Raw genomic sequence first — 13,321 nt, 5'->3', positions numbered from 1 at the left:
TTTATCCCTGGCTATATATTATGCAAATAACACCTAAACTGCCCGGATAGCGGTTTGGCTGCTCTATTTTTTGCGTATGTGCGCCAGAAACTCACTACGGAAATGGTCCTCCTGGAAAAGGCCGGAGTATTCCGCAGTAATAGTGCTGCTGGTCACGTCATTCACACCGCGGCTCATCACGCAAAGGTGGTCCGCCTCGATCATCACAGCCACGTTCTCTGTTTTCAGCGCCTGCTTCAGTTCGTTGGCGATCTGCATGGTAAGGCGCTCCTGCACCTGCGGCCTGCGGCCATAGTACTGCACAATACGGTTCAGCTTTGATAGGCCGATTACGTGCTCGTTGGGCACATAGGCAACATGCGCCTTGCCAATGATCGGCACAAAGTGGTGCTCACAGGACGAGTAAACCGTAATGTCGCGCTCCACAAGCATATGGTTATACTTGTACTTGTTCTCGAAGCGGCGAACAGCAGGCTTGTTTTCCGGGTGCAGGCCGTTAAAAATCTCTTTCACGTACATCTTTGCCACACGGTGCGGTGTACCCTTCAGGCTGTCGTCCGTCAGGTCCAGGCCAAGCGTGTGCATGATCTGGGCAAAATGTTTTTCGATGATGGCGATCTTCTCACTGTCGGAGAGATCGAATGCATCTGGGCGCAGTGGCGTTTCCAAGGAACTCAGGATGTGGTCATCCATTTCTTCATCGTGGTTCCAGTCCTGGTTATCCATTGTATTCAACAAAGTTTCTTTCGGTTTCATAAAGTACGACTGCCAGCTCAAGGGTGGCATCAATTTTAGGACGCAGCTTGTTCCATATTACCACAGCAATATTTTCTGCGGTTGGGTTCATTTGTGCAAATTCCTCTGTATCCAGGTTCAGGTTTTTGTGGTCGAATTTAGAGATTACTTCCTCCTGCACCAGTGTGCTGAGCTTTTTCATATCATACACATATCCTGTATCCGGATCTACGGGGCCTGTCAGCTTAACAATGAGCTCGTAGTTGTGGCCGTGGTAATTTGGGTTGTTGCACTTTCCAAAAAAGGCGTCGTTCTGCTCGTTACTCCAGGATGGATTGTACAGCCTGTGTGCTGCATTAAAATGTTCTTTTCGGCAAACGGTTACTTTCATCATTTGAGCAACAACCTAACAATGCTTATGTTTAAGCCGCCCTGCGGTCATCTTTTACAGGAAAGGCCATAAGTTTACAAAGTTAACGCAGGTAATGCTATTCCCAAACCAATTTTTCGCTAAATTAATGCTTTGATACCTGCTGTATATCAGCCCTATTATTTATTTTCGTGGTCTTATCAGTATAATAAATCCAAATTTTAAAATCAGGCATGAGAATGAGAACAGTTTTACTTGTAATGCTATTAATGGTAGCCGGCATTTGCCAGGCGCAGCAGGTTAAGGTAGAGGAGACAGAGCAGGCGGTAAACGGTATTTTACGCCGTGGGCAGCAACTGACTGTGCAGCTTGATCCGAAATTTGTAGAGAAATATTGGAAAGACCACCTGAATGCCAAGGCTGGCAAGGTAAAGTATAGCAAAGGCGTTTATACCATTGAGGGCGCCGTAATAGACACGATAAGCAACAAGCCAATGCGTGTACTCTCTACGGTTGGCAGTGGCACTTCGGGCAGCTTCGTTTGGTGGAGCCTGGACATGGGAGTGGCATACGTAGACAAAAATGCTACGCCGCAAGAGTATGCCGCTGCCGAGAACTTCATGCGTGGATTTGCCCGCAAAGTATACCGCGAAGATGTATTGCGCCAGATAAACGAGGCTGAAGATGTGTTGCGTGCCACCAAACTGGAGCAGGACCGTGTTGTGAAGCAGGCCAATGACATACAGTTGAACATAGAGAAAAACAAAAAGCGCAAACAGGAGCTGGAGGCTGAGTTGGTGCGCAATGCCAGTGATCTTAAGCAGCTGGAGCAGGATGTGATCAATAACCAGACACAGCAGGAGGTAAGCCGCCAGCGTGTGCAGGAAATGGAGAAAGCGGTGGAGGCTGTAAGGGCAAAGCTGATGCTGATAAAGTAGTAGTTAAGCTAAGATTAATTTATACTTATGCTGATCGGCAGTTGTGAGAAAGCACCTGCCGATCAGCATTTTTTATTTACATCAGGTTGTGATTTAGCTGAATGAGGCTGGTATTAATTCTGACCCAACCCCACTGAAAAACAAGGCTGTTTCATTCTACAATTTACAAGGTTATGGCGCGAACGTCCTTGCTCGTGTTTGGCTATCGCTGGGCCTCTGGCTCAGTTGAGTTGAAAACTCAACAATATTTTAAACCACAAGTTGAAAACTTGCGGCAGATAAAAATAGGATGAAACGACCCCACCCTCAAGGGACAATTCTTCTAAAGAAGGGCCTGTTCTAGAAAAGATGTGGGACAGTATAAGGCCAGATACTCGTATTAGACGCAATATTTTATACTACTAAATCTCGCAGTTCAGAAGGCATGGGAAATGTGAAGTATAAAATCTCTACGGGTATTTGGGCTAGTTTTCTACAGTTTCATCCAGCGCAGGATCTCCTTATCGGCGAAACGTTCGGTACGCCAGGCTACAAACTTAGTTTCTTGGGTGCGGTCCTGGTTTACAAACCATTGTTGCAGAATCTCCTTCGCGGCAGGGTACTTTTGAGAGAATGCCGCCAGCGTGGTGGCATTTATCGTTCTTTCGCTTGGGCGCGCTGGCACAGTTACCACTACCGGGTTTAGTTCACCGTTTGTTTCCAGTTGTAGTACGGCAATTGGCAGAACCTCCATCACAGTACCTGTGGGCATACTTCCTGAAAGTACCAGTACTGGCAATCCATTTCCCTCCTTGTCTATCTCTGTGGACGGGATAAAGCCATAGTTGGCTGGGTAGGGCAGGAACTCAATTACCTTCTCCTTTCCTGCTGTTTTAACGGTGGTAAACTCCTGGGCCTGGCGGTCATACTTCATCTGTTTGCTGCTGCCGGCCGGCACTTCAATTACGGCCTGCAGTTGTCTTTTGCCGGTGTAGGTGGGCAGGTTTGTAACATCGGGTTTGCAGCCTGCCATGCAAAGTGTGCTGCAGATCAAGGCGGTAATAAGTAAATGCTTCATCATACTTTGCCAGTGTTTTAAATTATAATTCGGTAGTTAGTTGTTTTGTTGGCTTACTGCAAAGGTATAAACAAAAAAGAGGAGCTGCCAAAGCAACTCCTCTTCACTAAAACTACGGAAAATTTATGAAAACAGGTATTCTTATCTTCTCTCCTTGATACGAGATGCTTTTCCTGAAAGACCTCTTAAGTAGTACAGTCTTGCTCTTCTTACTTTACCTCTTCTTACAAGCTCGATTTTCTCGATAGCTGGAGAAAGAAGTGGGAAAATACGCTCAAGGCCGATTTGGTTAGATACTTTTCTTACAGTGAATGTCTCACCGTTAGTGTTTACATTCTTACGCTGAATTACAACGCCCTGGAACTGCTGAATACGCTCTTTGTTACCTTCGCGGATTCTTACGTGGATATTGATAGTATCACCCGCCTGGAACGATGGGAAAGAGGCGCGCTTGTCAGTAGATTCCTGCTCAATAAATTTAATTAACTCGCTCATGATGGCTATTTTCTTAAAGTATCTTCTTCAAAATTCGGACTGCAAAGATATGTAAATATTTATTACATAAGAACATTTGCAGAAAAAAAATATAGTTTTTTACTGCCACTGCTAAAATAAGGGCGCAAGGGCAGCAAAAAAAGTATAATCAGCAAGGGTTTACCCGATCACGTCCTCATCCAGCAGGTCGGGGCGGCGTTGTTTTGTTCGCTCCACGGCCTGTTCAAAGCGCCATTGCTCAATTTTAGGTGTATCCCCCGACATCAGTATATCTGGCACCTTCATGCCTTTATACTCTGCCGGGCGGGTATAAACAGGCGGAGCCAGCAACCCATCCTGAAAAGAGTCTGTCAAGGCCGAGGATTCGTCGTTCAGTACACCAGGTATGATGCGGATGATGGCATCAGCCAATACCGCGGCACCCAGTTCACCACCAGACAGTACGTAATCTCCGATGCTTATCTCATGGGTAATATAATGCTGCCGTACACGTTCGTCTACGCCCTTGTAGTGGCCGCAAAGTATAATTACGTTTTTAAGCAGTGAGAATTTGTTAGCGATCTGCTGGTTCAGCGTCTCACCGTCCGGGGTCATGTAAATTATGGCGTCGTAGGTGCGCTGTGTCTGCAGCTCGGTAATAATCTTGTCAATCGGTTCAATCATCATCACCATACCGGCGCCGCCCCCAAATGCATAATCATCTATTTGGCCATACTTGTTCACGGCATACTTGCGCAGGTCGTGCAGGTGTATCTCTACAAGGCCTTTGTTCTGGGCACGCTTAACAATAGAATGGCTAAAAGGACTTTCCAGCAGGTCGGGCTGGCAACTGATAATGTCGAAACGCATATTTATTCCTCCGTGTCGTCGTCCTGGTCGTCGGCGTCTTCGGGGTTTGCTGGTTCGGTGTATACCTCCAGCAGTCCTTCAGGCAGGCTGATGTGCAGTTCCTTAGCTTCGTGGTCAGCACGGAGCAGGATCTCACCCATAACCGGGATCAGCATTTCCTGGCCCAGGTAATCCATGGCCATTAGTTGCTGTTGCGGAAGGTCGTAGAATTCTTTTACGGTGCCTAGTTTTCCATGGTGCTGGTCCACTACCTGGTAGCCGATCACCTCATGGAAATAAAACTGGTCTTCATCCAGTTCTGGCAGTTCGTCCAGTGGCAAATACAAAGAGGTGCCGCGTAGCGCCTCTGCCTGTTCCATCGTGTTAATGTCCTCGAACTTAATGATGAAACGGCTGTCTTTGACCGGGTTGATGGAGTCTATAAAAAAAGGAATCAGTCTTCCTTTTTGTTCAAGGAAAACTGATTCCAGATCTTCATAATCCTCCGGGTAGTCAACGTCGAAAAACGCGACAACCTGGCCCTTTGTGCCATGCGTCTTGACGATGTATCCTAACAGAAAGCAGGCATCAATATTCATGGCAAGGATAATTTATGCCTGCTCTTCAGTAGACTCGCCACCTTCAGCTGCTGCCTCAGGAGCCTCTGCTTCTTCAGTAGCAGGAGCTTCAGCTGCAACCTTATCAGCCTCACGCTGACGGATAGCCTCTGCACGAGCTTCTTTAACTTTAGTCTCTGCCTCAAGAGCTGCTTTTCTCTGAGCTGCTTTGTCAGAAACAAGACCCTGACGCTTGCTTTCGATCTTAGCGTCTTTAGCTTGCTTCCACTCTTCGAAACGAGCATCAGCTGTTTCCTGAGAGATAGCGCCTTTGATCACGCCAATCTGAAGGTGTTTCTTGTAAAGAATGCCTGTGTAAGAAAGCATCGCCTTTACTGTGTCAGTAGGCTGAGCACCGTTCATTACCCAAGTAAACGCCTTCTGCTGATCGAAGTCGATAGAAGCAGGGTTTGTGTTAGGGTTGTAAGTGCCTAGTTTCTCGATGAATTTACCATCACGTGGTGAACGAGCATCTGCTACTACGATATCGTAGATAGCGGCTTTCTTGCGGCCTCTGCGGGCCAGTCTGATTTTTACTGCCATTTTTTTATAAGTAGTTAAGTCGGCGGATCCCGTCCGCCAGTTTTTTAGAACCGCAAAGGTACGTATATTATTTGGTTTATTACAAAGTTTTTAGGAATGAAAAACAAGTAGTTCTATGGGCGTGATTTCTGTAAAAGTATAACTGCGCCAAGAGGTTAGGGAAAGTATAGAAAGAGGCTATTATTAGGGACAGGTTGCGACCCAATGCCGTCAACTAAAGGAAAATGCTCTTTCGGACTTCTTTGCCCAAAAGTAAAACTGCCAGGGGACATCCTTGTCCCCGAATTCCGCAACGCTGACAAGGATGTCCGAATCAGCTTTACATAATCCTTAAATTGACAGCATTGGGTCGCGACCTGCCCCTAAGATAGGACTTGCAAAAAAAAAGCCCTCCGTTTCGGGAGGGCTTTTTATACTTATGCAGCTACTTTTGCTCTTACATTCTTGGCTTTAGGGGCTTTCAGCTTTATGATGCTCAGCTTGTCCAAGGTCCAGATCACTGGCCAGGTTGGGTCAAACTCCCACCATTTCACGCCAAAGTTTACGCGGTTAGGTAACTTGTGGTGGTTGTTCTGGAAAAGCTCTCCGCCTGTAAGGAAGTCGAAGAAAAGCGAGTTTCTTGATTTATCGTTGTTATCGAAGTTCTGATAGCCATACTTGTGTCCACTCCAGTTTACGATGGCACCGTGTACCGGACCCATCAGGAAATGGATAGGCAATAGCAAATACATCCACCACTGGGTAGCAAAGGCAATGTAAAACAATACATAAGCCACGCCCCACCCAATTCTGGAGTAGTAGGAGTCACCGATTCTTTCTAATAATCCCCAAACCGGATAATCACCTTCAAAACGGCGTTCTGGCTCTACCCTGCGGTTAAGCACATCGTTGTAGATTTCTTTTGTCTTCCACATCATCGTGAAGGCGTTGTTGGAGAAGTGCGGCGAATGCGGGTCACGCTCTGTATCAGAGAAAGCGTGGTGCATACGATGCAGGATGGCATAAGCACGCGGCGACAAAAACGAGGAGCCCTGGGCCAAGTAAGTTAAAAGGTAAAATGCTTTTTCCCAGAAAGGGTTCATGGTGAACATTTTGTGGGCGGCATAGCGGTGCAGGTAAAATGTCTGTACAAACAGCGACAGGTACCAATGCACAACAAAGAAAATTAGAATTGCCATTTAATTGATGAATAGGTGTTTAGGATATCGGTTAGACAAGCTAACATGCAAATCTACGATACGATTTCAAAGTAAAATAGCGTAAAGGATATAAAAGTTCAGAAAATGATTAAAATCACTTTTATAATTTGATGTAGCAACGCTAGTTTATACTTTCAAAAGTTTGCCACACGGGGTTATGCGGTAAAGGTGCGCTTACTGTAATAGGCTTCTTCAGCGTGGGGTGCTCAAATTGTAGCTGCCTTGCATGGAGGGCTATACTTTTATCAGGCAGGGGAGAGGCCGCGCCATACTTCAGGTCGCCTAGTATAGAGCATTTTATACTTGCCAGCTGCACCCGTATCTGGTGTGGGCGTCCTGTTATGGGGTTAACCTCCAGCAGGTATTTGCCTTTGTTTGCACTTAGCAATTTATAATGCAGCTCAGAGCGCAACCCGCTTTTGTTTTCCCTGGCATATGCCTTCGTTACGTTACGCGAGGTATCTTTTACCAGCCAGTGTACCAAGGTGCCTTCCTCTGCTTGTGGTTTTTGTTGAACCACCGCCCAATATGTTTTCTGCGTTTTTCTGCTCTTAAAAAGCTCGTTCAGCCTGCCCAGTGCCTTTGATGTTTTTGCCAGAAGCACCACGCCACTGACAGGCCTGTCGAGGCGGTGAACCACACCTATAAAAACGTTACCCGGCTTATTATACTTTTGCCTGATGTACTCCTTGGCAAGGTCAGCCAGTGTGGTGTCACCGGTTTCGTCGCCGTGCACCAGCAAGCCGGCCGGCTTATTTACCACCAGCACATGGTTATCCTCAAAAAGAACATCTAGCAAACCAGTTGAAAATTAAAAGTTAAAAGTTAAAAGTAAGAAGAATAAAAAGCGAGTTAGGTAAGAGAAGAGTTAAATTTAGAAAGAACGGGTTAATGTGGCTATACCTACAAGGGTTGCTTGAAAAGCATAGCGCGTCATGCTTATTCACACAACCCAAAAACTCTTAACTTTTAACTCTCAACTCTTAACTCTTAACTGAAATTAATACGCTTCCTTTTCGCTTGGGAAATCCTGGCTCTTTACATCCTTCACGTAGTTCTGCACGGCGTCTGTCATAATGGTATGCAGGTCGGCGTAACGACGCAGGAAACGAGGCTTGAACTCCTTGTTTATGCCCAGCATATCGTGTATTACCAGTACCTGTCCGTCAACATGCGGGCCGGCGCCAATTCCGATGATCGGGATATGCAACTGCTCGGCCACGCGCTTAGCCAAATCTGAAGGGATTTTCTCTAACACAATGGCAAAGCAGCCCAACTCCTGCAGCAGCAGTGCGTCTTCGATCAGCTTTTGTGCTTCGGCTTCCTCTTTTGCGCGAACGGTGTAGGTTCCGAACTTATAAATTGACTGCGGAGTAAGCCCCAGGTGGCCCATAACCGGTACGCCTGCGCTAAGTATACGGGTAATGGATTCCTTTATCTCAGCGCCGCCTTCCAGTTTTACGCCGTGTCCGCCAGACTCTTTCATGATGCGGATTGCGGAACGCAGTGCCTCAGAAGAGTTGCCCTGGTACGAGCCAAACGGCATATCCACCACAACAAAAGCTCTGTTCACGCCGCGTACCACTGACGAGGCATGGTAGATCATCTGGTCCAGTGTAATAGGCAGCGTAGTTTCATGGCCGGCCATTACGTTGGAGGCAGAGTCGCCTACCAGCAACACGTCTACACCGGCGGCATCCAGAATGGTGGCCATGGAGTAATCGTAGGCTGTAAGCATGGAGATCTTCTCGCCGCGCTCCTTCATGTTCTGGAGCTGGTGCGTGGTTACTTTCTTAACGTCGCTTTTGTGAACAGACATAGTAGTTGCAATGGTTTTGATGTAAAGCTATAAAATCTAAAACAAAAACAGCCACATTTTGGTGTGGCTGTTTTTGTTAAAACCGGTTGCGGGCTGTTCTGTTTCGTGTGAGGCGCAGGTCCTGCAGTAGCGCCGACTTGGCATTTATCGTGATGTTATAACCTTGTGCGAAGCCATATGGTATCCAGCCTATGCTCATTTCCCAGCAATGCAGGTCGCGGTAGATCTGTATGTTGGCGTTAGAAATGTTATTATTTGTAAAGTCGTAGCCGGCAAAATAAGTTACTTTCCACTTCTCTGTCAGGTTTACGGAGCCGTTTACCCCTAAGGTCTGGGTTATGTTTTTGGAGTTAGTGCTGCCAAACGACCTGAAGTAACCGATGGTGTAATCGAAGCTAAGCGTCCACGGAATTTTGAAGTCCACGTAGTCAGGCAATAACGGGTTTCTGTCCTGGTCCAGGATCGGCAGGTTGCTCGGTGGTGACGTTCTGGACTGCCTTGCCTCCGGGTTAAGGCTGGCGCTTAATGTAAAGTTAGCGTTTGTGAGCGTGGCCAGTTTTGCCTTTGAGAAATCAAAAACATACTCATCAATTCTTCTACCCAACGTGTCGCGCTTGTAAGGCTCAAAAGTAGACGTTAGGGTTACGTTAAATATCTTAAACAGCCTGGTGTTAGCCACCATGTTGATCGGCGCCAGTTTTAGTGAGTCGGCAGCAAAGTTGTAAGAGGTAGAAATGCCCAGGTTGTCCAGTATACTTACTTTTTCGAACTGGTTAGTGGCAGCTGAGTCAGCCTTGGATTTTACCTTCATTTCGATATTGTTCGTCACGCTAAACGTGAGCAGGTTCTGCAGACCCGCCGCCGGTGGGCTGGCTACCCGTGGCAACAAGGTAAATGCATCGCGGCCAGTTGCCGGGAAAGCGGCAGTTCTTACATTTTGGTAAAACCCGAAGCCTTCTTTGCCAAAATCAGGGCGATAGCTGTAACCAATATTCGGACGAATCAGGTGACGTATGGCTTCAACGCGCTTGCCGCCGATGTATGCTGTACCGTAAATGGTTGTGCTCAAAGAGGCATTGGCGCTATACTCATAAATACGGGCAAAGTTAGTAGTGTCTACGTCCACTTTTTGCGAGTCCGGGTTAAAGCGGAAACTGTAGCGTTGGTCAGTCCAGCTCTCACGATAGCTTACCGATGGCGAGAAGTTGAAGTAGCGCGCAATTTTATAGCTACCTAGGTTCAGCTGAAAGTTGTGGTCTGCAGAGCGGCGTCCGTTTCTCCACAGTGTTTCAAAATCATCCAGGCTTATAGTGTCTTGTCTGGCAAAGCCCTCTGTAATAGGCACACCAAAAGAGTTGCTGGTAGCAGGCCTGATATTGGAAAGCCTGTTTTGGGCATTCACGTTATAGCCGATGGTAAACTGCTCGTACCACTTTCCTGTTGGCTGGTCGTTGGTAAATATCTCGAAGAAGCTAACTGGCGTCATCGAGAAGTTCAGGTCAGGCAATACGAAGTTGTAAACGCCTCCGTTTGTCTGGCCCTGCGTTAACTTGGCAGTATAACTGAACGGCGTGTTCTGTATCGTTTTCTGGTAGGTGATGTTAGAGTTAAACGTAGGCGACAGGTACTGTGAGGTACTGTTGTAGTTTATCCGCTGGTGACTGGCGCTACCCGCATTTACGCTGGCAGAGAAGCGTCCGCCTCCGGGTTTTTGTACCGGGTTATGCGACCAGTTGATCCATATGGTGCGCTGCGTTGGTGGCAAGGCATTCAGCAGGTCGTTGGTAGAGCGCGAACGCTCCACATCGGCCTCATCGTTTTTAAAGTAACGGTACGACACCCCAAGGCTACCGCTGTAGGAGTATCTTTTGCGGTAAGTGTTGTCTACGTTAATATTATAGCCACCCAACGAGTAAATATCCCCTGTTAGTCGTGTGCCTACGTAATCGTTCCAGGCAAAATAATAACCGCCGTTGCTCAGGTAAAAACCCTGCGCCCTCGACTCGCCAAAGCTAGGCACGATAACACCAGAAGAACGCTTGTTGCGCGGCATCGGGAACAGGCCAAACAAAAAGCCAACCGGAGTCGGAATATCCGCCACAACCAGGTTAAATGGCCCGGTCATCACCTTGTCGTTCGGGATGCCCTTCATCTTAGTGGCCCCGATAAAAAAGTGCGGGTGCTCCAGGTTACAGGTAGTATACTGGGCGTGGTAGCCAAAAAACTCGTCGTTCTCGTTCTTTTTTACCACCTCCGCATGTATATATCCTTCGCCTTGCTGCGTTACTACTTCAGAGATCCGTCCTTTGCGGGTTTGGTAGTTATAGGCAATGCGCTTGGCTGCATAGGTGCCACCGGCATCTTTAAATACAGGTACGCCGGTTTCCTTTCCCGTAGAGTCGGGCAGGGGTGTTGCCAGCAGTGTATTTGTCTCGTAGTCGATCTGGATAAAGGCTGCCTCCAGTGTCAGATCGCCATAGTTGATCTTGGCATCGCCGTAAAGGTTAACTACTTTGCGGTCCACCTCAAACATGATGGAGTCTCTGGCAGAATATTTGATAGTCGTTTTGATGTCGCCCTGAGGTGCGGCCAGGCGCAATGAATCCTGCCCTGCAGGAACAGTGTCTTGTACTTGTGTGTTAGCCTGTTTAAGCGTGCGTGCCTGAGGCAAGCGCTGGGCAGACACCACAGAGGGAGTTAGCAACACAGACTGCAGCAGCAGTAAAAAAAGTAAAATGTAGCGCAACTTCTTCAGACTTCCCTAAAGTTTTATTTATTTTGTACAAAGTTATTGTTTTAGCTTTTAACTAACGAACGTTGTGAGAAATATTGTTTCTGTTTCATTTCTGGCTATCGTTTTCTTGCTTTGCTCATCCAGTACATTAGAGTTCAAGAAAGCTTACAAAGTGCGCACGGTGGTAATTGATGCCGGCCACGGCGGTAAAGATGTGGGCTGCAACGGTAAATTTTCGCACGAGGCGGATGTGGCCCTGCAGCTTGCCTTGCAGGTGGGAAGTATGATCGAAAAGAACCAGCCGGACGTGAAAGTAGTTTACACTCGCAAGACAGATAACTTTGTAGAGTTGGCAGACCGCGCGGGCATTGCCAATAAAAACAATGCCGACCTGTTTATCTCCATCCATCTGAACGCTGGTCCTTCTGCGGCTTACGGTACGGAAACCTATACGATGGGACTTCATACCTCGGAAGGTAACCTGAATGTAGCCAAGCGTGAGAACGCGGTAATTTTACAGGAAGACAACTACAAGGAAAACTATGGCGGTTTCGATCCCAAGTCGCCTCAGAGTCACATACTTTTTGCCCTGCACCAGAGTGCACACCTGGACAATAGCATCCGCTTTGCAGATAAAGTGGAAAGAGAGTTTAAGCACAAGGTAGGTCGCTACAGCAGGGGTGTAAAACAGGCTGGCTTCCTGGTGCTCTGGAAATCGTATATGCCAAGTGTCCTGATAGAGTGCGGCTTCCTTACTAATCCGACAGAAGAAAAATTCCTTAACGATAAATCCGGCCAATCGTATATGGCATCAGGAATATATCGTGCCTTCAAAGAGTATAAGCAAGAGCTGGAGGCAATGAACTAACGCTAATTAGCATCATCCCTACGTGAAAATATCAAAAGAAATCAAAGTGGCGCTACTGGGTATAGCGGCGCTGATAATCCTGTATTTCGGATTCATGTTCCTGAAAGGATCCGATCTATTCTCTGACTCTAATACATACTATGTGGTGTATGACAACGTGGACGGCCTTACAGTGTCGAACCCGGTTATACTTAACGGGGTACAGGTTGGGTCGGTGCAGAACATCACCCTGATGACAGAGAAGCAGAACAAGATTATGGTAAAGATCGGTGTTCTGAAGGAGCTTCAGGTAGGGGACTCCACGATAGCGGCGCTAGGCAACTCAGACCTGCTGGGCAGCAAGGCCATTACCTTGTACCTGGGCAACAGCTCCAGGCTTTTTGATGGTGGCGAGACATTGATCCCTTACAAGGAAAGCTCTATTACGGATGTCATCTCTTCTAAAACTGTGCCTGTGATAGATAAAGTGGATACGACCCTTGCCCGTGTAAACAGGCTTCTGGACAGCGAGGCAAAAGAAAACATTCAGACCATTTTGGCCAATACCAGCCAGACAACGGCGGCACTCAACGACCTGCTTCGTGCCAACCAGCAGAATATCAATGCTATCACAGCAAACGTAAGTGCCCTTACGGCATCGCTGCGCCAAACGGAGCGCCAGATCAATAGGCTAGCCCGCAACATGACCGAGATCACCGACACCCTGAAGCAGGCCGAGTTTAACAGGCTTGTGAACAATGCCAATGCGGCGGTGGTTGACCTGCAGACAGCAGTGAACAGGTTAAACTCAGACCAGGGCTCTATTGGCAAACTGATGAACGACGAGGAGCTTTACGAAAACATGAACCGCTCTACAGAGGCCCTAAACCTGTTGCTGCGCGATATACAGGCTTATCCGAAGCGTTATGTGAGTTTCTCGGTGTTTGGCCGCAAAGACAAGTATAAAGTTGATGCGACAGGGCGTGTAATTACCCTGGATGAAGTTAAGAAAATGCAGGACAAGCACCCGCAGGATTTCCGCACCGTGCCTGATACAGTGTATGTGCCCGTACCGGAAAAAACCGGCAAAGGCAGTACAGGTGCAAAATCTAACTAAGCCTTATATGTAAAATCGTATA

14 protein-coding genes are annotated in these 13,321 nt (G+C 47.4%); 3 read left to right on the top strand and 11 right to left on the bottom strand.

Features of this window, described 5'->3' with window-relative positions; translation table 11 throughout:
* Positions 1-63 precede the first annotated feature (63 nt).
* Entirely contained in the window at positions 64-756 is a 693-nt protein-coding gene (gene folE / locus AC4BAP_RS04365) for a GTP cyclohydrolase I FolE (protein ID WP_490581402.1), read from the bottom strand.
* Complete coding sequence (locus tag AC4BAP_RS04360) at positions 719-1,126, bottom strand: 6-pyruvoyl trahydropterin synthase family protein (protein ID WP_490581625.1); 408 nt, start codon at positions 1,124-1,126, stop codon at positions 719-721. Before AC4BAP_RS04360 ends, folE begins: the two co-directional genes overlap by 38 nt.
* A 218-nt stretch (positions 1,127-1,344) precedes the next feature.
* Here AC4BAP_RS04360 and AC4BAP_RS04355 point away from each other — a divergent pair, with 218 nt between their 5' ends.
* Entirely contained in the window at positions 1,345-2,043 is a 699-nt protein-coding gene (locus AC4BAP_RS04355; protein WP_490581401.1) for a DNA repair ATPase, read from the top strand.
* A gap of 472 nt (positions 2,044-2,515) precedes the next feature.
* Here the strand turns inward: AC4BAP_RS04355 and AC4BAP_RS04350 are convergent, their stop codons facing one another.
* From AC4BAP_RS04350 to AC4BAP_RS04310, 9 genes are all read right to left on the bottom strand, one after another.
* Positions 2,516-3,103 carry an inorganic diphosphatase gene (locus tag AC4BAP_RS04350; protein WP_490581400.1) on the bottom strand — a complete coding sequence of 196 codons (588 nt, stop codon included), beginning with the start codon at positions 3,101-3,103 and terminating at the stop codon, positions 2,516-2,518.
* A gap of 138 nt (positions 3,104-3,241) precedes the next feature.
* Positions 3,242-3,595, bottom strand: coding sequence for a 50S ribosomal protein L19 (rplS, locus tag AC4BAP_RS04345; RefSeq protein ID WP_490581399.1), 354 nt, complete (start codon positions 3,593-3,595; stop codon positions 3,242-3,244).
* Positions 3,596-3,754: 159 nt separating this feature from the next.
* Positions 3,755-4,444 carry a tRNA (guanosine(37)-N1)-methyltransferase TrmD gene (gene trmD / locus AC4BAP_RS04340; RefSeq protein WP_490581398.1) on the bottom strand — a complete coding sequence of 230 codons (690 nt, stop codon included), beginning with the start codon at positions 4,442-4,444 and terminating at the stop codon, positions 3,755-3,757.
* A gap of 2 nt (positions 4,445-4,446) precedes the next feature.
* The gene (rimM, locus tag AC4BAP_RS04335; RefSeq protein ID WP_490581397.1) at positions 4,447-5,022 is read right to left on the bottom strand and encodes a ribosome maturation factor RimM; all 576 of its coding nucleotides are present in this window, start codon (positions 5,020-5,022) and stop codon (positions 4,447-4,449) included.
* Between the two features lie 12 nt (positions 5,023-5,034).
* A complete protein-coding gene (locus AC4BAP_RS04330; RefSeq protein WP_490581396.1) occupies positions 5,035-5,583 on the bottom strand; it encodes a 30S ribosomal protein S16 in 549 nt (182 codons plus the stop codon).
* Positions 5,584-5,999: 416 nt separating this feature from the next.
* A complete protein-coding gene (locus AC4BAP_RS04325; RefSeq protein ID WP_490581395.1) occupies positions 6,000-6,761 on the bottom strand; it encodes an acyl-CoA desaturase in 762 nt (253 codons plus the stop codon).
* Positions 6,762-6,903: 142 nt separating this feature from the next.
* On the bottom strand, positions 6,904-7,581 hold the full coding sequence (locus AC4BAP_RS04320) for an RluA family pseudouridine synthase (RefSeq protein WP_490581394.1): 678 nt from the start codon (positions 7,579-7,581) through the stop codon (positions 6,904-6,906).
* Positions 7,582-7,782: 201 nt separating this feature from the next.
* Positions 7,783-8,601: a 3-methyl-2-oxobutanoate hydroxymethyltransferase gene (panB, locus tag AC4BAP_RS04315; RefSeq protein WP_490581393.1), complete on the bottom strand. Its 819-nt coding sequence runs from the start codon at positions 8,599-8,601 to the stop codon at positions 7,783-7,785.
* A gap of 76 nt (positions 8,602-8,677) precedes the next feature.
* Positions 8,678-11,308, bottom strand: a complete 2,631-nt coding sequence (locus AC4BAP_RS04310; protein ID WP_490581392.1) for a putative LPS assembly protein LptD — start codon at positions 11,306-11,308, stop codon at positions 8,678-8,680.
* A 112-nt stretch (positions 11,309-11,420) separates the two neighbouring features.
* On the opposite strand from AC4BAP_RS04310, the gene AC4BAP_RS04305 reads away from it, so the two are divergent.
* A complete protein-coding gene (locus tag AC4BAP_RS04305; protein WP_490581391.1) occupies positions 11,421-12,203 on the top strand; it encodes an N-acetylmuramoyl-L-alanine amidase family protein in 783 nt (260 codons plus the stop codon).
* A gap of 22 nt (positions 12,204-12,225) precedes the next feature.
* Entirely contained in the window at positions 12,226-13,299 is a 1,074-nt protein-coding gene (locus tag AC4BAP_RS04300; protein WP_490581390.1) for an MlaD family protein, read from the top strand.
* The last annotated feature ends 22 nt before the right edge of the window (positions 13,300-13,321 follow it).

The sequence above is a fragment of the Pontibacter sp. GD7 genome (assembly GCF_058216375.1).
The sequence above is the reverse complement of the archived record's forward strand: the minus strand, read 5'-3'. Positions and strand labels throughout refer to the sequence as shown.